Annotated in this window: 22 protein-coding genes; 11 read left to right on the forward strand and 11 right to left on the reverse strand. The window is 67.3% G+C overall.

All coding sequences use genetic code 11. The annotated features are described in order from the left end of the window. Nucleotides 1-143 precede the first annotated feature (143 nt). The 5 genes from AC07N1_RS23405 to flbT all read right to left on the reverse strand — a co-directional run bounded on the left by AC07N1_RS23405 (nucleotide 144) and on the right by flbT (nucleotide 3,589). The gene (locus AC07N1_RS23405; protein WP_146218085.1) at nucleotides 144-458 is read right to left on the reverse strand and encodes a flagellar protein FlaG; all 315 of its coding nucleotides are present in this window, start codon (nucleotides 456-458) and stop codon (nucleotides 144-146) included. A 145-nt stretch (nucleotides 459-603) separates the two neighbouring features. After that, entirely contained in the window at nucleotides 604-1,425 is an 822-nt protein-coding gene (locus AC07N1_RS23410; protein ID WP_494673975.1) for a flagellin, read from the reverse strand. A 347-nt stretch (nucleotides 1,426-1,772) separates the two neighbouring features. After that, a complete protein-coding gene (locus tag AC07N1_RS23415; RefSeq protein WP_487292531.1) occupies nucleotides 1,773-2,597 on the reverse strand; it encodes a flagellin in 825 nt (274 codons plus the stop codon). 244 nt (nucleotides 2,598-2,841) lie between these two features. Beyond that, on the reverse strand, nucleotides 2,842-3,204 hold the full coding sequence (gene flaF / locus AC07N1_RS23420) for a flagellar biosynthesis regulator FlaF (RefSeq protein ID WP_494673976.1): 363 nt from the start codon (nucleotides 3,202-3,204) through the stop codon (nucleotides 2,842-2,844). Then, nucleotides 3,164-3,589 (reverse strand): flagellar biosynthesis repressor FlbT, encoded by a 426-nt coding sequence (gene flbT / locus AC07N1_RS23425; protein WP_110121787.1) that lies wholly within the window; start codon nucleotides 3,587-3,589, stop codon nucleotides 3,164-3,166. Before flbT ends, flaF begins: the two co-directional genes overlap by 41 nt. Nucleotides 3,590-3,781: 192 nt before the next feature. Between flbT and AC07N1_RS23430 the strand changes: the two genes are divergently transcribed. The 6 genes from AC07N1_RS23430 to AC07N1_RS23455 all read left to right on the forward strand — a co-directional run bounded on the left by AC07N1_RS23430 (nucleotide 3,782) and on the right by AC07N1_RS23455 (nucleotide 9,519). Further along, the gene (locus AC07N1_RS23430) at nucleotides 3,782-5,575 is read left to right on the forward strand and encodes a tetratricopeptide repeat protein (RefSeq protein ID WP_494673977.1); all 1,794 of its coding nucleotides are present in this window, start codon (nucleotides 3,782-3,784) and stop codon (nucleotides 5,573-5,575) included. A gap of 201 nt (nucleotides 5,576-5,776) precedes the next feature. Then, a complete protein-coding gene (locus tag AC07N1_RS23435) occupies nucleotides 5,777-6,163 on the forward strand; it encodes a primosomal protein (RefSeq protein ID WP_494673978.1) in 387 nt (128 codons plus the stop codon). 89 nt (nucleotides 6,164-6,252) lie between these two features. Then, a complete protein-coding gene (locus tag AC07N1_RS23440; protein ID WP_494596417.1) occupies nucleotides 6,253-6,402 on the forward strand; it encodes a hypothetical protein in 150 nt (49 codons plus the stop codon). 93 nt (nucleotides 6,403-6,495) lie between these two features. Continuing rightward, nucleotides 6,496-7,362 carry an AAA family ATPase gene (locus AC07N1_RS23445; RefSeq protein ID WP_494673979.1) on the forward strand — a complete coding sequence of 289 codons (867 nt, stop codon included), beginning with the start codon at nucleotides 6,496-6,498 and terminating at the stop codon, nucleotides 7,360-7,362. Nucleotides 7,363-7,455: 93 nt separating this feature from the next. Next, nucleotides 7,456-8,610: a hypothetical protein gene (locus AC07N1_RS23450; RefSeq protein ID WP_494673980.1), complete on the forward strand. Its 1,155-nt coding sequence runs from the start codon at nucleotides 7,456-7,458 to the stop codon at nucleotides 8,608-8,610. Between the two features lie 75 nt (nucleotides 8,611-8,685). Continuing rightward, nucleotides 8,686-9,519, forward strand: coding sequence for a hypothetical protein (locus AC07N1_RS23455; RefSeq protein ID WP_494673981.1), 834 nt, complete (start codon nucleotides 8,686-8,688; stop codon nucleotides 9,517-9,519). A gap of 171 nt (nucleotides 9,520-9,690) precedes the next feature. On the opposite strand, the gene AC07N1_RS23460 is transcribed toward AC07N1_RS23455, so the two are convergent. Further along, nucleotides 9,691-10,062 carry a hypothetical protein gene (locus AC07N1_RS23460; protein WP_110121782.1) on the reverse strand — a complete coding sequence of 124 codons (372 nt, stop codon included), beginning with the start codon at nucleotides 10,060-10,062 and terminating at the stop codon, nucleotides 9,691-9,693. A 29-nt stretch (nucleotides 10,063-10,091) separates the two neighbouring features. Beyond that, nucleotides 10,092-10,904 carry a universal stress protein gene (locus AC07N1_RS23465; RefSeq protein ID WP_494673982.1) on the reverse strand — a complete coding sequence of 271 codons (813 nt, stop codon included), beginning with the start codon at nucleotides 10,902-10,904 and terminating at the stop codon, nucleotides 10,092-10,094. A gap of 180 nt (nucleotides 10,905-11,084) precedes the next feature. On the opposite strand from AC07N1_RS23465, the gene AC07N1_RS23470 reads away from it, so the two are divergent. The 3 genes from AC07N1_RS23470 (at nucleotide 11,085) to AC07N1_RS23480 (ending at nucleotide 13,216) form a co-directional block, all read left to right on the forward strand. Further along, the gene (locus AC07N1_RS23470) at nucleotides 11,085-11,726 is read left to right on the forward strand and encodes a YfbR-like 5'-deoxynucleotidase (protein WP_494673983.1); all 642 of its coding nucleotides are present in this window, start codon (nucleotides 11,085-11,087) and stop codon (nucleotides 11,724-11,726) included. Between the two features lie 13 nt (nucleotides 11,727-11,739). Then, a complete protein-coding gene (locus AC07N1_RS23475; protein ID WP_494673984.1) occupies nucleotides 11,740-12,735 on the forward strand; it encodes an NUDIX hydrolase in 996 nt (331 codons plus the stop codon). Nucleotides 12,736-12,835: 100 nt separating this feature from the next. Then, nucleotides 12,836-13,216, forward strand: coding sequence for a hypothetical protein (locus AC07N1_RS23480; protein ID WP_494673985.1), 381 nt, complete (start codon nucleotides 12,836-12,838; stop codon nucleotides 13,214-13,216). A 137-nt stretch (nucleotides 13,217-13,353) separates the two neighbouring features. Here the strand turns inward: AC07N1_RS23480 and glyS are convergent, their stop codons facing one another. The 4 genes from glyS to AC07N1_RS23500 form a co-directional block, all read right to left on the reverse strand. Continuing rightward, nucleotides 13,354-15,531, reverse strand: a complete 2,178-nt coding sequence (gene glyS, locus AC07N1_RS23485; protein WP_494673986.1) for a glycine--tRNA ligase subunit beta — start codon at nucleotides 15,529-15,531, stop codon at nucleotides 13,354-13,356. A 5-nt stretch (nucleotides 15,532-15,536) separates the two neighbouring features. Beyond that, nucleotides 15,537-16,433, reverse strand: coding sequence for a glycine--tRNA ligase subunit alpha (locus AC07N1_RS23490; RefSeq protein ID WP_494673987.1), 897 nt, complete (start codon nucleotides 16,431-16,433; stop codon nucleotides 15,537-15,539). A gap of 99 nt (nucleotides 16,434-16,532) precedes the next feature. Further along, nucleotides 16,533-17,555 carry a fasciclin domain-containing protein gene (locus AC07N1_RS23495; protein WP_494673988.1) on the reverse strand — a complete coding sequence of 341 codons (1,023 nt, stop codon included), beginning with the start codon at nucleotides 17,553-17,555 and terminating at the stop codon, nucleotides 16,533-16,535. Between the two features lie 95 nt (nucleotides 17,556-17,650). After that, a complete protein-coding gene (locus AC07N1_RS23500) occupies nucleotides 17,651-18,001 on the reverse strand; it encodes a DMT family protein (protein ID WP_494673989.1) in 351 nt (116 codons plus the stop codon). A gap of 319 nt (nucleotides 18,002-18,320) precedes the next feature. On the opposite strand from AC07N1_RS23500, the gene AC07N1_RS23505 reads away from it, so the two are divergent. After that, nucleotides 18,321-18,659 (forward strand): P-II family nitrogen regulator, encoded by a 339-nt coding sequence (locus tag AC07N1_RS23505; protein WP_035046383.1) that lies wholly within the window; start codon nucleotides 18,321-18,323, stop codon nucleotides 18,657-18,659. Nucleotides 18,660-18,684: 25 nt separating this feature from the next. After that, the coding region (locus tag AC07N1_RS23510) for a hypothetical protein (RefSeq protein ID WP_494673990.1) at nucleotides 18,685-18,869 on the forward strand (185 nt) is incomplete at its 3' end.

Raw genomic sequence — 18,869 nt, forward strand, 5'->3', positions numbered from 1 at the left:
CGGTACGCGATTCGGCGGCCGAGCAGGATCGACCGTGAACTTGCCGTTGCGGGGGTAAGAATATGGTTAACGCACGTAAACCATAACGCGCCTGCGACGTCGCGCCGCAAGCGTCGGTCGGAAAATCCTTACGCGATAAGGCCTTAGGTCAGGCCGTCATAGATCTTGCCGGGGCCGTAGGACGCGGCGTCCTTGAACCTCAGCACGTCTTCGCGGGGATATTGCTTAAGGGTTTCGCCGGTGCGCCGGTCCACCGTCTTGTAGACGTAGACCCCGCTGTCGATGTCTTCCTCGATCACCAGACGCAGGTCGCCGGGCTGAGGGCCGTTGTCGGCCTTCTGTTCGGCGGCGGTCGATGCGCCCTTGCGGGCCTCGGCCTTGCGGGCGTCGGAAACGACATCGCCGTCCGAGGACGAGCCTGGGACGGTGGGCGAAACGATCGGGTTTTGCGCGGACAACTCTTGAACCTGAGCCGTCAGCGCGGCTTTGCTTTCCATGTCTCCCATCGCCGCCGGTTCTCGGCGGCGCCTCTGTTACCCCCTCCCCGGCCGAGGCCGAAGGAGAGGCGGGGGCGGCCCGTGAGGACCGCCCCCTGCTCGTTCCTTATCGGAACAGGCTCAGGACCGTGCCGGTCGACTGGTTGGCGATAGAGAGCGCCTGGATGCCCAGCTGCTGCTTGGTTTGCAGGGCTTGGAGCTTGGCGCTTTCCTTGGCCAGGTCGGCGTCGACTAGGTTGCCCACGCCCGCGTCGAGGCTGTCTTGCAGCTTGCCGACGAAGGTCAGGTGGGTGTCCAGGCCGGTCGAGCTGGTGCCCAGCGAGGCCAGCTTGTTGGTCGTCGTCTGCAGAGCCGTGTCGATGGTCGCAATCATCGACTTGGCGGCGGCGGCGTCCGCGAAGGTGGTGCTGGTGCTCAGACCGATACCAGCCAGCGACAGGGTCTTGGAGTTCACCGTGATGGCGGTGCCGTCCGAGTTGGCCAGGAAGCTGAGCTTCGTGGTCGAACCGTCGATGATGCTGGCGCCGTTGAACTTGGCGTTGCTCACGGCCTTGGTGATCTGGTCGCGCAGCGAAGTGAAGTCAGACTTCAGGGCGTTGAACGAGGCAGTGTTCAGCGAGGTGTCGGAAGCGGCCAGGGCCTTTTCCTTCATCTTGCCGAGCAGGTCCGTGACGGTGTCGCCGGCGGCCAGAGCGACGTCGATCGTGGATTGACCGCGTTGCAGCGAGTCCTTCACGGCGTTCATCGAGGAGGCGGTGGCCGACTGGTTCTTGGCGGTGGCCCAGATAGCGCCGTTGTCTTTGGCGCTGCCGATCTTCTTGCCGGTGTTGATACGCTGTTGCGTAACGGCGAGATCGCTGTTGGTCGAGTTCAGGTTTTGCAGGGCGATCATCGCGCCCGAGTTCGTGTTGATGCTGTTCAGCGCCATAACGAATATGTTCCTATTTCAGGTTGTCCGACGTCATTTTGACTGCCGGGAGCGTTTTGCTCGCTGAACTAGGAAGCAACTACCGGGCCAATCCTGCCCACCCGGCGAAAAATTTTAAGCCATTGAAATTATTGCGTTATATGTTCATTTAGGACGTTGTCGCCCGGCAATTCCTGCCGACTTGAGGCGCCATCCGGCAAAAAGTGCCGGGCAGGTTTCAGCAGATGCGACCGTTTTGCCCACCCGAAGATCGACCGCCGATCGCCGGAAATCCGTGACCGGAAAAAGAAAACGCCGGGCGGCCTTTCGACCGCCCGGCGCTTGTCGCCGCCTTGGCGCTTCTTCGATCAACCCTTGAACAGGGACAGGATCGACTGGGGCGCCTGGTTGGCGATGGACAGTGCCTGCACGCCCAGTTGCTGCTTGGTTTGCAGCGACTGCAGCTTGGCGCTTTCCTTGGCCATGTCCGCATCGACCAGATTGCCGACACCGGCGTCGAGGCTGTCCTGCAGCTTGCCCATGAAGGTCAAGTGCATGTCCAGGCCGACCGAGTTGGTGCCGAGCGAAGCCAGCTTGTTCGTCGTCGTCTGCAGAGCCGTGTCGATGGTGGCGATCATCGTCTTGGCCGCAGCGGCGTTCGCGAAGGTCGTCGTCGCCGACAGACCGATGCCCGTGAGGGACAGGGTCCGCGAGGAGACGGTGAACGCAGAGCCCGTTTCGTTCGCCAGGAATTCCAGCTTGGTGGTCGAACCGTCCACCACGCTGGCGCCGTTGAACTTGGCGTTCGTCACGGCCTTGGTGATCTGGTCACGCAGGGACGTGAAGTCAGCCTGAAGGGCGTTGAACGAGGCGGTGTTGAGCGAGGTGTCGGAAGCGGCCAGAGCCTTTTCCTTCATCTTGCCCAGCAGATCGGTGACGGTGTCGCCTGCAGCCAGAGCAACATCGATCGTCGACTGGCCGCGCTGGAGAGAATCCTTCACGGCGTTCAACGAGCTCGACGTCGCGCTCTGCATTTCAGCCATCGACCAGATCGCGCCGTTGTCCTTAGCGCTCGAGATCTTCTTGCCGGTGTTGATGCGTTGCTGGGTTGTGGTCAGCTCCGAGTTGGTGGCGTTCAGGTTCTGCAGCGCGATCATCGCGCCGGCATTGGTGTTGATGGAGTTGGCGATCATAGGAACCTACCATTTTGGTGGAGAGCCCCGGCATTTTGCCGGTCGGGCGTTTTGCCCGCAGGAACCATCGCAAACGGCAGGCCAGTTCAGGCCAACGCGGGCCAAATCGTAATCGATTGAAATAAAACGGAAATTTTGAAGCGCGAGCCGGAAACGAAACCGCCCGGCGAATGCAACATTCGCCGGGCGGCAGGTTTTTCCGAAGAGAGGCGGCAATCGGCGCCGAGCGGCGCCGCAAGCCCGATCAGGCGGCTTCGGCGCGAGCGGCCAGGCCCTGCATGATCATGCGGTTGATCTCGATCAGAGGCTCGAAGTCCTCTTCCTTGCGCATGACCAAGCTCGAGTGCCGGCTGACCCAGAGGCTCAGCGAGATGATGCTCGCGCGCAGTTCCTTGGGCATGGTGTTTTCCGGCAGCGAGCAGTCGGTCGCCAGCGCGGACCAGACACGACGGTTCCAGTCCAGAGCGTGGATACGCTTCTGGATGTCGCCATCCTCGGCTTCCGAAGCCTCCATGAGGGCCCGAGTCACCTGTCCGAACAGACGGTACTCGACCTCTCGCGGATTCTCAGTCCTGGTCGCCGCCTGTTGGTAGGCCCGAAGAGACATTCCCCAACCTCTCGTCTTCGTAATCGATCAGCTTACGGCTCAGCATGAGCGCCTTGTAGTATTCACGCGCCATGACGTGTTTCGAGATCGCGATGCAATCGGCCAGAACGGCCGCATTGCGCACCACGCCCATGAACTCGGTCAGGCGGGTGGCGAACTCGTCGTAGTATTTCTCGGCGCCGGCCTCTTCCAGGTACATCATCATGACCGGGAAGTAGATCCGACGCGAGGGCGTGGTGACCTGGTCGGGCTGCATGATGTCCTTCTCACGCAGCACCGAGGCCTTGTTCTGGAGGACCAGCACGCCGCGACGATCGCCGTTCTGCACGACCGCCCCGTTCAACACGAATTTCTCGCCGGGCTTCAGCGACAGCTTCAAAGGCACTTTTGGCCGCTCCTTCCATCGCTGCGCCCGTCCGCCGTGATGGCGGTTCGCCGGAATGGCGTTCAATCGGGACCCTAGGTCGCCGTGGGTTAACGCCTTGTTGCCGCCGACGCGACCGTAAGTCGCAGCTTAGGACTCAATTAAGCATACTCGCCCAGAGGATGAAGTCATCCAATCGCCCAAGGTGGTCGCATGTCCCGCAATCTCGGCTTCGGAATCTCGGCCGCCGCCCTCGCAGCCGCCGAAGAAGCGGCCGGCGAAGGCGTCCACCTGGGCCTTCGCGCCGAACAGCTGGGCGATTCCGCCTCGTCCGATTCGATCGCCCGCCTGAACCTGGAAGCCCGCGCCGTCCGCGATCATGAGAGCGTGAAGCTGCTCAACCGCGCCATCGTCGCCGTGCAGCAGGGCGACTACGCCCGCGCCGAGAAGAACGCACTCAAGGCCCTCAAGAAGGACGAACGCACGGGCGTGGCCTGGCACGTCCTGGCCGTGGCCCGCGAAAAGCTCGGCGACTTCGCCTCCTCCATGCAGTGCTACGAGGCCGCGCTGCAGCTTCTGCCCAGCCAGGGTCAGGTGGCCGGCGACCTTGGCCGCCTGGCCTTCCGCCTGGAAATGCCCGACATCGCCGCCAAGCTCTTCATGCATTACCTGAACGAGCGGCCCGGCGACCTCGAGGGGGTCAACAACCTGGCCTGCGCCCTGCGCGACCTGAACCAGGAATCGGCGGCGATCGACGTCCTCAAGCCCGCCATCCAGGCCAATCCCGAGGTTCCGGCGCTGTGGAACACCCTGGGCACGGTGATGTGCAGCATGGGCGAGGGCCGCACCGCCCTCACCTTCTTCGACGAGGCCCTGCGCCTGTCGCCCAACTTCGGCAAGGGCCACCACAACCGCGCCTTCGCCCGCCTCGACCTGGGCGACGTCGAGGGCGCCCGGGCCGACTGCGAGGCCGGCATCGCGGCCGCCGAATCGGCCGAGGACCTGGCGACCATGCGCTTCGCCCACTCGACCATCCTGCTGGCCCTGGGCCGCGTGGCGGAGGGCTGGGAGGCCTACCGGGCGCGTCTCAACCCCGAACTGCCCGGCGCGCCGCACTATCCGATGCCCGTCCGCGCCTGGGAGCCCGGCGAGGACCTGGCCGGCAAGCGCCTGCTGGTCCTGGCCGAGCAGGGCCTGGGCGACGAGGTGATGTTCGCCAACACCCTGCCCGACGTCATCGAGGCTCTCGGCCCCGACGGCGCGCTGTCGGTGGTGGTCGAGCGCCGCCTCGTCCCGCTGTTCGAGCGCTCGTTCCCGCAGGTTCAGGTCAGCGTCCACCGCACGGTCGCCTATCAGGGCCGCACCTATCGCAACGCGCCCTTCGTCGAGGACTGGTCGAAGATCGACTGCTGGGTCCCGATGGCCTCGCTGCTGCAGACCTTCCGCCCGACCGCCGAGGCCTTCCCGGCCCGCGAGCGCTTCCTGACGCCCGATCCCGCGCGCGTCGCCCACTGGAAGACGGTGCTGGAGAGCGCCCCGCCCGGACCCAAGGTCGGCCTGCTGTGGAAGAGCCTGCGCCTGAACGCCGAGCGCGCGCGCCAGTTCTCGCCGTTCGAGCTGTGGGAGCCGGTGCTGAAGACGCCCGGGATCTCGTTCGTGAACCTGCAGTACGGCGACTGCGACGAGGAGATCGCCTACGCCCGCGACCATCTGGGCGTCAAAATCTGGACCCCGCCGGGCATCGACCTGAAGCAGGATCTCGACGACGTCGCCGCCCTCTCCTGCGCGCTGGACCTGACGCTGGGCTTCGCCAACGCCACCATCAACCTGGCCGGCGCCTGCGGCGCGCCGATCTGGCTGCTGACCGGCGCGGCCGCCTGGACGCGCCTGGGGACCGACCACTATCCCTGGTACCCGCAGGCCCGCTGCTTCGTCGCCCCCAACTACGACGACTGGCGGCCGATCATGGCGCAGGTGTCGGAAGCCTTGGGCGAGTTCGCCGACTGAGGAAGCCAAACCCTCGTCCTTCGACAAGCTCAGGATGAGGGTTTTACTGCGCGGCCTCGCAATGATCCTCACCCTGAGCCTGTCGAAGGGCGAGGATCAAGCTCAGTCCTGGCGGTCCTGAAAACTCCGGAACACCCTCAGCCGGGGCGGGTTTGACTCCGTGATGGGCGGCGATCGCGCCGCTCCAGCAGGAGACCCGCCATGCCCCCGGAAACCGACTTCGAGCCCCAGGACGTCGCCGAGGTCCTGGACGAGACCAACCTGACCGAAGACGGCGAGGACATCGCCAATTTCGACGAGATCGACGACGTCTACGACGTCACCCAGGCCGAGGATGACGCCTCGGAAGACGAGGACGAGGATCTCGACCTCCTCGACGACGACGAACTCGTGGACATCGACGACGAACTGGAAGCCGGCCGCGACGACGAGGGCCTCGACGTCGAGCGTGAGCCGCTGGATCCGGTCGGCGGCGGCCTGTCGGACGAGGACCAGATCTCGGACGACGACGAAGAGCCCTCCGACTACGAGTCGACGCGCCTGGCCGACGACGACATCGAAGCCCTGGGCTACGACAAGCGCGGCTAGGGCCGCGAAGACGGGTCGGGTCCGCGATCAAAACATTCTAGCCGCGCGTCAAAGGCGGCGCATAATTCCGCTCCGCCAGGAGACCTCCCATGTCCGATCCCAAACCCGACGCCCCTGCCCCGGAAGATACGGAAAACCTCGAAGAACAGCTGGAGGAAGGCCTGGAAGATAGCTTCCCGGCCAGCGATCCACCGTCGGTGGCCCGCCGTCATCGCCAACCGCCGCAGAACCCGGCTTGATCCGGAAGACCGATGCTCTGTAGGTTAGACTGACGTTTTGAACACTTGTTCGATGCGCGCCCGACGCAACGGGCGCGCAGTCAGGAATACCAGATGAGCCAGCGCTTCGAAGGCACCGCCGACTACGTCGCCACCGAGGACCTCAAGGTCGCCGTCAACGCCGCCGTGGCGCTTGAACGCCCGCTGCTGATCAAGGGCGAGCCCGGCACTGGCAAGACCGTGCTGGCCTATGAAGTGGCCAAGGCGATGAACGCCCCGCTGCTGACCTGGCACATCAAGTCGACGACCAAGGCCCAGCAGGGCCTCTACGAGTACGACGCCGTCACCCGCCTGCGCGACAGCCAGCTAGGCGACGAGCGCGTCAAGGACGTGAAGAACTACATCAAGAAGGGCAAGCTCTGGGAGGCGTTCGAGAGCGAGCAGCGCCCCGTGCTGCTGATCGACGAGATCGACAAGGCCGACATCGAGTTCCCCAACGATCTGTTGCAGGAACTCGATCGCATGGAGTTCTTCGTCTACGAGACGGGCGAGACCATCAAGGCCAAGGTGCGGCCGGTGATGATCATCACCTCCAACAACGAAAAGGAGCTGCCGGACGCCTTCCTGCGCCGCTGCTTCTTCCACTACATCCGCTTCCCCGAGGAGCAGACGATGCAGGCCATCGTCGACGTGCACTTCCCGGGCATCAAGCAGAAGCTGGTCGCCGAGGCCCTGCGCATCTTCTACGACATGCGCAAGGTTCCGGGCCTGAAGAAGAAGCCGTCGACCTCGGAACTGCTCGACTGGCTGAAGCTGCTGCTGGTCGAGGACATCGACGAGACCGTGCTGCGCGAGAAGGATCCGACCAAGCTGATCCCGCCCCTGCACGGCGCCCTGCTGAAGAACGAGCAGGACGTGCACCTGTTCGAGCGCCTGGCCTTCCTGGCCCGCCGCGAAAGCGGAGCCCGCCCGGGCCAGTAGGACGCGCGCGACGAGCATCCACTCGTCGAAAGATTGAGCCTGGACGCGCGCTCCCTCGTCGGCCAAAGCTTGGCCGTGGTTTGGGAGGCGTACATGAAGTCCTGGGCGTGGATGATCTTGGGCATGAGCGTGCTGGCGACGCCGGCCCTGGCGCGGGAGGCCTGCGAGGCGCGCCCCGCGGCCGCAGCCATCACCCTGCCCTCGACCGACATGCAGCGCGACCTCGTCACCCTGATGTCGCTTGGACCCGCGCTCGAGGCAAAGCCCATCCAGCGCAAGGCGCTGCTGAAGGCCAAGGCCAAGTGCGACCACCCCGCCTTCGAGGTCGGCGGCCTGCCCTACGCCGTCTTCGAGACCGCCGCCGTATCACCGGCCCTGGTGGTGCGCAGCGCCAACGCCGACGCGCCGATCTTCTTCGTCGCGCCGTTCGTCGACATCACCCCGCTGGTGATGTCCGAGCTGGGCAGGGACAAGGACGCCAAGGCGCCGGCCGCCACCCACCTGCTGGCCGTTTCCACCAAGGATGGCGCTTCGGTGCTGCGGATCTATGCCGGGCAGCCCGACGCGGCGACCGTGCAGGCCGACGCGCTGGCGGCGCTGCAAGGCCGCATTCCGCCGCTGGTCAGCCGCGACGCGCGCGGCAAGAACATCAGCATCAACGTCCAGGCCAACGCCTACCAGGGACCCAAGTCGGAGCCCGGCGCCACGCCGCCCCCGGGGACGGGCGTCGCTCCGCCGGTCACCAGCGCCACGCCGCAGAACGAGAGCTTCAGCAACCGGGACGACGGCGGCGCCCTGCACACGGCCAGCGGCTTCACCTGCCCAGCCGAGATCGACGGCTTCAAGCGCGAGCGGCTCACCGTCTACGACGCCGCCCAGGGCGGACGCGACGTCAGCTGCGGCTACGGCTCTCCGACGGCCACGGCCACGCTCTACCTGACCCGCCTGCCCGAGCAGTACACCCTGACGCGGGTGTTCGGCGCCTATGTCGACCAGGCCAAGGACCACACGCCGTCGGTCGGCGACATCGCCGACCCCTATCCCGCCTCGGAGGGCGGTCCGCGCCGGATGGGCAGCTTCTGGCGCGACACCAAGGGCCGCAGCGAAGGCCTGTGGCTGGTGCAGATCGGCCCCTGGTTCGCCAAGCTGCGGGTCACCTACGGCGACACCGGCAAGGACCAGGTGCGCCGGCTGGCCGCCGACCTGCTGGGCGCCGTCGACGCACAGATCAAGCCGCCGACGGTCTGACGCCGTTACCACGATTTCATTGGACGCAGGTCGCTGACCCGCACACCTTCGCGCCGAAAGCGAAGGACCACTTCTATGCGCCTCATTCTCGTCCTGGCCGCCAGCGCCGCGGCCCTGGCCGCCTGCTCCCCGGTCGTCTCGGTGAAGACCGACAAGCATGAGCGCGTGGTCCACCGCAAGGAACCGCTGCGGGCGATCTCGCGGCTGGACTGCCCCGAGAAGCAAGGCGGCCTCAAGCGCGTCTCGGTCGCGCCCGACGGCCGCTCGTGCCAGTACGTCGGCGATCAGTCGGAGGTCAGCCTGCGCCTGGTCGACTTCCAGGGCGACGACGCCGAGGCCGCCCTCGCCCCGATCGAAGCCGAGCTGAAGACCCTGATGCCGCAGCTGAAGTCGCCGACCGCGCCGACCCCGTCCGGCGGCAAGAACAGCGCCCACATCAAGCTGCCCGGCCTCAGCATCGACGCCCGCGACGAAGGGGCCGACATCCGCATCGGCGGCATGACCATCAACGCCAACGACGGCGATGCCCAGGTGCGGGTCACCAAGAACGTCACCGAAAGCGGCGGCGGCAAGACCACCAAGGTCGAGGAGCGCAAGGACGGCGGCCACGAGAGCCGCACCGTCCAGGTCAGCTCCAGCGACGATGGCGACGGCGACGTCTCGATCCACGCCAACGACGACGGCGCGGTGATCCAGCAGCGCCGCAAGGCCAAGGACGGCGTCCGCGCCACCCTGGTGCTGGCCAGCGACAAGGCCCCGACCGGCTATCACCTGGCCGGCTACGAAGCCCGCGGCCCGCAAGGCGGCCCGCTGGCCGTGGCCGTGGTCAAGGCCAAGCGCCGCGACAGCGAGGACGGCGACCTGTTCAAGGCCATGAAGGCGCTCGTGCGCCACAACGTGGGGGGCTGACGCTTCCTTCTCCCCTTGCGGGAGAAGGTGTCGACGAAGTCGACGGATGAGGGGTCTCTCAAAAGCAAGACGCCGCGACAGCTGATCGGCTGTCGCGGCGTTTCTGTATGTGAGACCCCTCACCCGACCTCCCTTCGGGAGGCCACCCTCTCCCGCAGGGGGAGAGGGAACTCAGATCGGCGTCACTTCCATGACCTTGTAGGTCAGCGGGCGGCCGTCCTCGTCGGTGACGGTGACGTATTCGCCGACCGCGAAGCGGTGCTGGCCGAGGCGATGCACGGGCTCGTCGTCGATCTGGTCGTCCTCGTCATAGTCGAAGAACCAGCGCTCGCCGCGGCGGGCCAGGCGGCCGTCGGCGGCGTCCTCGTCGGGGGCGAAGCGGCGGACGGCGCAGTCCTTCCTGGCCTTGGCGTACTCGGCCTCGTCCAGATGGCCGTCGTCGGTAAGCGGCGCGGTCAGGGCGTAACCCCGATGGTCGTCGCCGCCGGCGAACTCGGTGCCCGGATTGCGGGCCAGGCGCATGACGATGCGCGACAGGGACATGGACTGCCTCCTTCTTCTTGCTTGGAAAATCAGTGCGACAGGAAGAGCGACGGCCCGTCGGCGTTCAGCAGGCTGCGGGTCGTGCCGCCGAAGATGAACTCCTGCAGGCGCGGGTGGCCGAAGGCGCCGGCGACCAGCACCTCGGCCCCTTCCACGCGCGCGGCTTCCAGCAGCAGCTTGGCCGCGTCGTGCGCGCCCTCCAGCACCCGAACCTGCGCGGTGACGCCGCGGGCGGCCAGGAAATCGACCATCCGGGCCAGCTCGAAGCTGCGCGACGAGGCCGCCGGCGCGCCGGCCACCACCACGCGCGAGGCCTTCTGCAGCAGCGGCAGGGCCGTGCGCAGGGCGCGGCTGGCCTCCTTGCCGCCGTCCCAGGCGACCAGCACCGTGCCGCCGACCTTAAGGCCGGGACGCGCCACGAGAACGGGCCGCTGCTCGTCGGCGATCATCTGCTGGAAGGCTTCCGCGAGAGGACCCTTGCCGCGCGCCGCCGCGTCGTCGAACACGATCACGTCCGACAGCCGGCACTCCATGGCCAGGCCCGCCCACACCGGCGATTCCAGGGTGGTGACCCGGGCGCGCGGATAGCCGACCGAGGCGACCAAGGCCTCGACGGCGTGAGCGCCCTCGACGGCGGCTTCCTTCAGGCTTTCCAGCGCGGTGACCTGCACCCCGCCCATGAACCCCTCGCCCATCCACGGCATCAGGTCGGCCACGTCGGCCGGCGCGTGGATGGCGGCCAGTTCGGCGTCGAAGCCGGCGGCCAGTTCGGCCGCGGCGCGCAGAACCCCTTCGTCGGACTTGGCCCCAGCCAGCGGCGCCATGATTCTCGCCCAGCTCATGATCCATCCTCCAAATCGCCGGCGCGCGACGGGCGCCGAAATCGGTCCCCGCGCCCTGCCGTAACGCGCCTTTGCGCGCTTTCTGACAAAACGCATTTCCACAGGCGTCGGCCCGGGCCATCATTGATCTTCATCAAGCGATGCGGCACTCAAACCACCTTCACCGTAAGGAACGATCTCGTGGCCAAAGGGCTGCATAAGGGCCAGCCGAGAGCGTGGCAGCGGATGCTTTCGGGCCGCAGGCTGGACCTGCTGGACCCGTCGCCGATGGATATCGAGATCGAGGACATCGCCCACGGCCTGGCGCGGGTGGCCCGCTGGAACGGCCAGACGATCGGCGAGCACGGCTTCTCGGTGGCCCAGCACAGCCTGGTGGTCGAAGAGATCGCCGCCCACATCAAGCCCGACCTGGAGCCGCGCTGGCGGCTGGCGGCCCTGCTGCACGACGCTTCCGAATACGTGATCGGCGACATGATCAGCCCGTTCAAGGCGGCGCTGGGCGTGTCGTACAAGGACTTCGAGGCCCGGCTGGAGGACGCCATCCACATCCGCTTCGGCCTGCCGGTGAAGACCCCGGCCCCGATCAAGAAGCTGATCAAGCAAGCCGACCGCGCCTGCGCCTTCTTCGAGGCCACCCAGCTGGCGGGCTTCGAGCACGCCGAATCCCTGTCGATCTTCGGCGCGCCGCCGGCCGGCTACGACCTTAAGATCATCCCCCAGCCCCCGTTCGAGGCCCAGGCCCGCTACGTCCAGCGGTTCCACGTGCTGTCGAAGGCGGCCGGCTACGAATCCTCTCCAAGCGCCGCGTTCGAGACGGAATGATCGGCGAGACCGAATGACCGGCCCAGGCGCCTCATCAGCCGTCGTCATCGGCCTGTCGGCCGTGGTCGTGGCCGTGCGCGACGGCGAGGTCGTGGTCCTGACCGTGCGCCCGCACGACGCCGTCACCGACGTCGCCTCGCCCCTGCCCGGCCTGCCCTTCGGTCCGTTCGACCCGGCCGGCCACCGCACGTTCGAGCTGGCCCTGCGCGCCTTCGTCACCGAGCAGACCCGCTTCCAGCTGGGCTATGTCGAGCAGCTCTACACCTTCGGCGACAAGGGTCGTGACGCGCCGCGGGCCGAGGTCGGCGCGGGCGCGGCGCGCGTCGTCTCGATCGGCTATCTGGGCCTGACGCCCAAGGCCACCGACACCCAGGCCCCAGACACCGTCTGGGCCCCGTGGACCCGGTTCTTCCCTTGGGAGGACTGGCGCGCCGGCCGCCCCGCCCTGCTCGACGAGGCCATCGCCCCAGCCCTGCGCCGCTGGGCCGGCGACGACGCCGACCGCTTGGCCCGCGCCCGCTTGGCCTTCGCCCTGGACGGCGCGCCGTGGAACGAGGAACGGGTGCTGGAGCGCTACGAGCTGCTCTATGAGGCGGGCCTCGCCCCCGAAGCCGCCCGCGACCGGGCCCGCGCCGACGGCCACGACCCGGCCGAGCCCGAGGCCCTATCGGCGGCCCTGGGCGAGCCGATGATCTCCGACCACCGGCGGATCCTGGCCACCGGGCTTTCCCGCCTGCGCGGCAAGATCAAGTACCGCCCGGTGGTGTTCGAACTGACGCCCGCCGAGTTCACCCTCTCGACCCTGCAGCGCACCGTCGAGGCCATCGCCGGCGTGCCCCTGCACAAGCAGAACTTCCGCCGCGTGGTCGAGCGCGAGGACCTGGTCGAGGGCCTGGGCCGCCTCGACAGCGAAACCGGCGGCCGCCCGGCCGAGCTGTTCCGCTTCAGGCGCGAGATCCTGGGCGCCCGCCAGGCCGGCGGCCTGTCGCTGCCGCTGCTGCGGGAATAGGCCGCTCCCTAAACTCCCGTCATTCCCGCCCTTGTGGCGGGAATGACGGGAGAAGTAGAGGGCGGTTGACGCCCGCTGCAACCTGCGGCCGACTGCGGTCATGAAGATCGACATACGCATCCTGGCCGCGGTCGGCGCGGCCGTGATCCTGCTCGGCACGGGCCTGGGCCTCGTGGCCTACGTGTTCCACGACGCCGCCGACGAGGCGGTGGAGGACCGAGGCGACGACCAGCTGGCGATCGCCGGCGGCAAGATCGCCGTGCAGAACCGCTTCCCCGAAGCCACGGCCATCGTCTTCGGCAAGGTCTTCACCCACCAGGACGGCGACGTCGTCTCGGTGTGCGGCCAAGTCGACATCCAGCAGGAGCAGGACAGCTTCGACGGCCCCGAGCGCTTCGTCTGGTCCGATGGTGCGCTGGTGATCGAGGAGGCGGACGGAACGGATGCCGTCAACGCCAAGTGGGCGGATGTGTGTGAGTGACCGCCCTGGCGGGCGGCCCCCTCAGTCGCTCCGCGACAGCTCCCCCAGAGGGGGAGCATCTTGATGAAGCGCCGACCTAGATCCTCCCCCTCTGGGGGAGGTGGCCCGGAGGGCCGGAGGGGGCGCCGCGAAGCGGCCTACCCCCCCACCAACCCGAAATCCGCCACCTGGCCCATGGCCGCGCGGACGGCGGCGAGGGTCTTGAGGCGGTTGTCGCGGTGCTCGGGGTCGTTGACGAAGACGCCGTCGAGATAGGCGTCGACCGGCCCGCGCAGCTCGGCCAGCTGGGCCATGGCGCCGGTGAAGTCCTCCTTGGCCAGGGCGTCCTTCAGCGGGCGGTCCAGCAGGCGCAGGGCCTGGTAGAGCCCGACCTCGGCGGCGCTGTCCGCGGCCGGCTCCTCGGCCTGACCTTCCGGCAGCGGCCCCTTCTTCTCCTCGGCCTTGAGGATGTTGGAGGCGCGCTTGTAGCCGGCCAGCAGGTTCTTGCCGTCGTCGGTCTTCAGGAAACCGTCCAGGGCCTCGACCCGCGCGACGATCCGCACGAGGTCGTCGTCGCCCAGGGCGAACACGGCGTCGACCAGGTCGTGGCGCTTGCCCTGGTCCTTCAGGGTGACCTTCAGGCGGTCGGCGAAGAAGGCCAGCAAGCTTGAAGCAACGGCGACCTCTTCTCCAGTAGGTGCACCACCATACTCATATAGGGCGTGAAGTGCATGATATTCGGAAAGCAGTCCGGCCCTCTGCGACACCGTAGAGTCGCCATCATACTCCACCACTTCGGAAGCTGATTGCGTTGCAGTCCAGTTTCTATCGAGCTCGACCCGTCGCGCTTGCTTGGCAAGGATAGTGGCCAACTCCGCCTTGCGCCCTATCTCCAGAAGCGTCCGGATCACGCCCAGCGCCGCGCGACGCAGCGCATAGGGATCCTTGCTGCCCGTCGGCTTCTCGTCGATGGCGAAGAACCCGACCAGCGTGTCCAGCTTGTCGGCCAGGGCCACGGCCACGCTCAGCGGCGCGGTCGGGACGGCGTCGGAGGGGCCTTGCGGCTTGTAGTGGTCCTGGATCGCCGCGGCGATCTCGGGGTCGAGGCCGAAGTGGCGGGCGTAGTAGCCGCCCATGATCCCCTGGAGCTCAGGGAACTCGCCGACCATCTGCGAGGTCAGGTCGGCTTTGGCCAGGCGCGCGGCTTCCTTGGCCTTGTCGACATCGGCGCCGACCAGGGGCGCGATCTCGCCGGCCAGGGCGACGATGCGCTCGACGCGCTGCTTCATCGTGCCGAGCTTGGCGTGGAAGGTCACGCCGTCCAGCTTGGCCAGCCACGGCTCGAAACCGGTCTTGACGTCCTCGTCCCAGAAGAAGCGGGCGTCCGACAGGCGCGACGACAGCACCTTGGCGTTGCCGGCGGCGATCACCTTGCCGCCGTCCTTGGCCTCGATATTGGCCACGGTGATGAAGTGCGGGGCCAGGCCCGCCTCGCCCGGCTTGCGCACGGCGAAATACTTCTGGTGGGTGCGCATCGAGGTGCGGATCACCTCGGGCGGCAGGTCGAGGAACGACGGGTCCATGTCGCCCAGCACCGGGGTCGGCCATTCGGCCAGGCCCGCGACTTCCTCGAGCAGGCCGATGTCCTCGACCAGCTCCAGGTGACGGGCGAAGCACAGGGTCTTGCAGCCTTCGAGGATGCGCTGCTTGCGCTCCTCGACGTCCAGCACCACGAAGTGGGCCTCCAGGCCCGCCGCATACTCGTCGAAGTCCTTGGCCACGAAGGGTTTGGCTTCGCCCATGAAGCGGTGACCCTCGGTGACGTCGCCGCTGGCGATGCCGTCGATGCTGAACGGCACCACTTCACGGTCGAGCACGCATAGGATCCGCTTCAGCGGACGCACCCAGCGCAGCTTGCCCGTGCCCCAGGTCATCGACTTGGGCCAGGCGAAGCCGCGGACGATGGCTTCCACCATCTCGGCGACGATCTCGGCGGTCGGGCGGCCCTTCTTCTCGACGAAGGCCATCCAGACGCCGTTCTGCTCGACCAGCTGGTCCTGCGTCAGGCCGGCCTTGCGCAGGAAGCCGTCCATGGCCTGCTGCGGGGCGCCGACGCGCGGGCCCTTCAGCTCTTCCTTGCGGTCGGCCTGGGCCAGCGGCAGGCCTTCGGCCACCAGGGTCAGGCGGCGCGGACCGGCGAAGGTCTTCAGGGCCTCGGGCAGGAAGCCGGCGGCGGCCAGGTGTTCGCGCGCCATGCGCTCCAGGTCCTTGGCGGCCTGGCCCTGCATGCGGGCGGGGATCTCTTCGGAGAACAGTTCGAGAAGCAGTTGGGGCATTGGAGTTACGCGGCTTCCTGCAGCTCGACCCACTTCTGGGCGCACATCTTACAGAGGTCGCGGATGCGGCCGATGTAGCTGGCGCGCTCGGCGACGGCGATCGCGCCGCGGGCGTTCATCAGGTTGAAGAGGTGGCTGGCCTTGAGGACCATGTCATAGGCGGGCAGGACGAGGGTCTCGTTCTTGTAGGAGCGGGCCAGCATCAGCGGCACCTGCTGCTCCATCTGCTCGAACTGCTGCTTGAGCACAGAGACGTCATAGCCGTGGAAGTTGGCTTCCGACTGCTGGCGCTCGTTGGCCAGGAAGACGTCGCCATAGGTCAGCGCGCCCAGCGGCGAGTCCGGATCGTTGAACGGCAGGTCGTAGACGTTGTCGACCCCGAACACGTACATGGCCAGGCGTTCCAGGCCGTAGGTCAGCTCACCGGCCACCGGGCTCACGTCCAGGCCGCCCACCTGCTGGAAGTAGGTGTACTGCGACACCTCCATGCCGTCGCACCAGACTTCCCAGCCCAGCCCCCAGGCGCCGACGGTGGGGTTTTCCCAGTCGTCCTCGACGAAGCGGATGTCGTGGGTGCGCAGATCCAGGCCGATGGCCTCCAGCGAGCCCAGATAGAGGTCCTGCATGTCAGCCGGGTTCGGCTTCAGGATCACCTGGTACTGGTAATAGTGCTGCAGGCGGTTGGGGTTCTCGCCATAGCGGCCGTCGCCCGGACGGCGCGAGGGCTGGACGTAGGCCGCGTTCCACGGCTTGGGGCCGAGCGCGCGCAGCACCGTGGCCGGGTGCAGCGTCCCCGCCCCCACTTCCACGTCGTGCGGCTGCAGGATCACGCAGCCCTTTTCGCTCCAGTAGTTGTGGAGCGTCAGGATGAGGCTTTGAAATGATTTGGGGGCGGCGGGCATGACGTCCGAACAAGGGCCTGAAAAAAGTCGGCGGACCATAGGGCCCGCCGACTGTCGCTTCAAGCGAAGGGGACGTCGTTTGTTACACCCCGTTCGAACTTAGTTGCCCTTGGCGGCCGAGCGCTTGCCGGCGTTGGACATCGGCGAGCCGTACGCCTTGCGGTTCTCGGGCGTGTCGGCGACCGGCGGGTTGGAGACCACGTTGGCGTCGCCGGCCTTGAGGGTCGCCTGCTGCTCGGGGTTCAGCGACGAGGCCGGCAGAGTCGCCGAGGTCGGCGCGGCCGTGCCGGTGTCGGCCGCCGGCGCCGTGGTCGCGGCGGTCGCGGCGGTCGGATCGGCCGCGGCCGGGGCCGGCGCGGTCGTCGGATTCAGGGCCTGGTCGGCCGGGGCGTCGGTGGCCGACGGGGTCGCGGCCTGGTCCGGAGCGGGCGCCGGCGCGGCCTGGGCGGCGACGTCGGAACCGGCGTCGGTGGCCGACATCACGTCGGCGCTGGCGGTCGTCGAGGCCATGCTGGTGGCGGCGTCGTCCGTCGCGGCGGCGGCCTGGATCGGCACGTCCTTGGGGATCAGCACCTTGTCGACCACGTGCAGCACGCCGTTGGTGGCCAGCACGTCGGCCTGGACGATGTTGGCGCCGTCGACCATCGGGGTCGCGCCGCTGCCGTCCAGCGTCACCGACGAGCCCTCGACGGTCTTCACCTCGCCCTTGGCGCCCTTGATCTTGGTGCTGTCCACCTTGGTGTTGATCACGTGGTAGGTCAGCACCTTCTGCAGTTGGGCGGCGTTGGCCGGTTGCAGCAGGCGGTCGAGCTCGCCGGCCGGCAGGGCCGCGAAGGCCGCGTCGGTGGGGGCGAACACCGTCAGGTTCGGATTGCTGGCCAGCACGCTGGTCAGGTTGGTGGCGTCCAGGGCCTTGAGAAAGGTCGTGAACTGGCCCGAGGCCTTGGCCGTGGCGATCAGGTCGCCGTTGGGGGTCACCTTGGCGGCCGGCGTCGCCGGGGCGGCGGTGGTCGCGGGCGGCGGAGCGGCGGGCGGCTGGGCCGGGGCCGCCGTCTGGGCGACGGCGACGCCCGAGAGCAGCGCGACGGCGGCGGCGGCGGAGAGGAAGCGCGTCACATACATGGCCTGGTCCTTTCGCTCGAATTCCAGGCCGGCTGTACGCTTCAGATTGCGACTCCGTTGCACCGCATCACGGGCTCGTGATCCAGACTTCGCCGTTACTTGAAGAAGAACACCAGCGACGCTCCGGCGAAGATCAGCACGAAACCCAGCGCCGTCGTCCAGCGGATCGCCTCTCCCAGGTAGAAATAGGAGAACAACGTGAAGACGATCAGCGTGATCGCTTCTTGGCCGGTCTTGAGCTGAGCCGTGGAATAGACGCCCGCACCGATGCGATTGGCGGGAACCGCGAGCATGTACTCGGGCAGCGCGATCATCCAGCTGGTCAGTATGGCCAGAGGCAGGGCGATGGCCCGGTGCTTGAGGTGGCCGTACCAGGCGAAGGTCATGAAGACGTTCGAGCAGATCAGCAGCGCCCACGGGGCGATCTTGGCCCACAGGGGCGGCATGGAGAATCCTCCGAAAGGGAGATGGGAGCCGCGATTGTAGACGTTCAGCGACGTCCAGCGCCACGGCCCCGCTGGACGCTCATTTTGCCTTCTAAAAGTGCAATATCGATGTTCTATGATTATTTTTCCGGCGCCTCGTCCCTTTCGTTTCTCAAACCCTAACCCGCGCCCCCGTTCCAGGAACCGTGGCCGATAGCGTGCGAGCGCCGGGGAAACGACGCGGCCGCATTCCGGCGGCGTCGCGGTGATCGAGTGAGCGAACGCGCTCTAGCAACCAAACAAGGGGGGCCTGCCTGTAGGGCGGGCCGGAGCAAGGCGGATGAAACTGATCATAGCGGTCGTCAAACCCTTCAAGCTCGATGAAGTCCGCGAGGCGCTGGTCGCCGCGGGCGTCGAAGGCCTGACGGTGTCGGAAGTGAAGGGTTACGGCCGCCAGAAGGGCCAAACCGAAATCTATCGCGGCGCGGAGTACCAAGTGAACTTCGTGCCGAAGGTGAAGCTGGAAGCCGTGGTGGACGATGCGTCCGCGGCCAAGGCGGTCGAAGCGGTCAAGGCCGCCGCGGCCACGGGCAAGATCGGCGACGGCAAGATCTTCGTCCTCAATGTCGAAGAAGCCGTGCGCATTCGGACGGGCGAAACCGGCCCGGCCGCTCTGTAATCGTCGGGGAAAGGGGATACCAACGATGAAACTCACCTTTAAGCCGCTGGCTGGGCTGATGCTCGCCGCGACTCTCGCGGGGGCGCCGATCGGCGCCACCGCCTTCGCTCAGGAGGCCGCGCCGGCCGCCGCAGCCGCCCCAGCGCGACCACGCGACCGCATCGATCGGACGGGATTTCGCAGGCCAGGGCCGCGACACTGGTCTCGGTC

The sequence above is a fragment of the Caulobacter sp. GW821-FHT09B11 genome, assembly GCF_059418205.1.

Bases quoted from the DNA above. Each gene is read 5' to 3' on its own strand.
- AC07N1_RS23410 (WP_494673975.1), bottom strand. From the start codon at position 1,425: ATGGCGCTGAACAGCATCAACACGAACTCGGGCGCGATGATCGCCCTG.
- AC07N1_RS23415 (WP_487292531.1), bottom strand. From the start codon at position 2,597: ATGATCGCCAACTCCATCAACACCAATGCCGGCGCGATGATCGCGCTG.
- flaF (WP_494673976.1), bottom strand. From the start codon at position 3,204: ATGTCTCTTCGGGCCTACCAACAGGCGGCGACCAGGACTGAGAATCCG.
- AC07N1_RS23430 (WP_494673977.1), top strand. From the start codon at position 3,782: ATGTCCCGCAATCTCGGCTTCGGAATCTCGGCCGCCGCCCTCGCAGCC.
- AC07N1_RS23435 (WP_494673978.1), top strand. From the start codon at position 5,777: ATGCCCCCGGAAACCGACTTCGAGCCCCAGGACGTCGCCGAGGTCCTG.
- AC07N1_RS23440 (WP_494596417.1), top strand. From the start codon at position 6,253: ATGTCCGATCCCAAACCCGACGCCCCTGCCCCGGAAGATACGGAAAAC.
- AC07N1_RS23445 (WP_494673979.1), top strand. From the start codon at position 6,496: ATGAGCCAGCGCTTCGAAGGCACCGCCGACTACGTCGCCACCGAGGAC.
- AC07N1_RS23450 (WP_494673980.1), top strand. From the start codon at position 7,456: ATGAAGTCCTGGGCGTGGATGATCTTGGGCATGAGCGTGCTGGCGACG.
- AC07N1_RS23455 (WP_494673981.1), top strand. From the start codon at position 8,686: ATGCGCCTCATTCTCGTCCTGGCCGCCAGCGCCGCGGCCCTGGCCGCC.
- AC07N1_RS23460 (WP_110121782.1), bottom strand. From the start codon at position 10,062: ATGTCCCTGTCGCGCATCGTCATGCGCCTGGCCCGCAATCCGGGCACC.
- AC07N1_RS23465 (WP_494673982.1), bottom strand. From the start codon at position 10,904: ATGAGCTGGGCGAGAATCATGGCGCCGCTGGCTGGGGCCAAGTCCGAC.
- AC07N1_RS23475 (WP_494673984.1), top strand. From the start codon at position 11,740: ATGACCGGCCCAGGCGCCTCATCAGCCGTCGTCATCGGCCTGTCGGCC.
- AC07N1_RS23480 (WP_494673985.1), top strand. From the start codon at position 12,836: ATGAAGATCGACATACGCATCCTGGCCGCGGTCGGCGCGGCCGTGATC.
- glyS (WP_494673986.1), bottom strand. From the start codon at position 15,531: ATGCCCCAACTGCTTCTCGAACTGTTCTCCGAAGAGATCCCCGCCCGC.
- AC07N1_RS23490 (WP_494673987.1), bottom strand. From the start codon at position 16,433: ATGCCCGCCGCCCCCAAATCATTTCAAAGCCTCATCCTGACGCTCCAC.
- AC07N1_RS23495 (WP_494673988.1), bottom strand. From the start codon at position 17,555: ATGTATGTGACGCGCTTCCTCTCCGCCGCCGCCGCCGTCGCGCTGCTC.
- AC07N1_RS23500 (WP_494673989.1), bottom strand. From the start codon at position 18,001: ATGCCGCCCCTGTGGGCCAAGATCGCCCCGTGGGCGCTGCTGATCTGC.
- AC07N1_RS23505 (WP_035046383.1), top strand. From the start codon at position 18,321: ATGAAACTGATCATAGCGGTCGTCAAACCCTTCAAGCTCGATGAAGTC.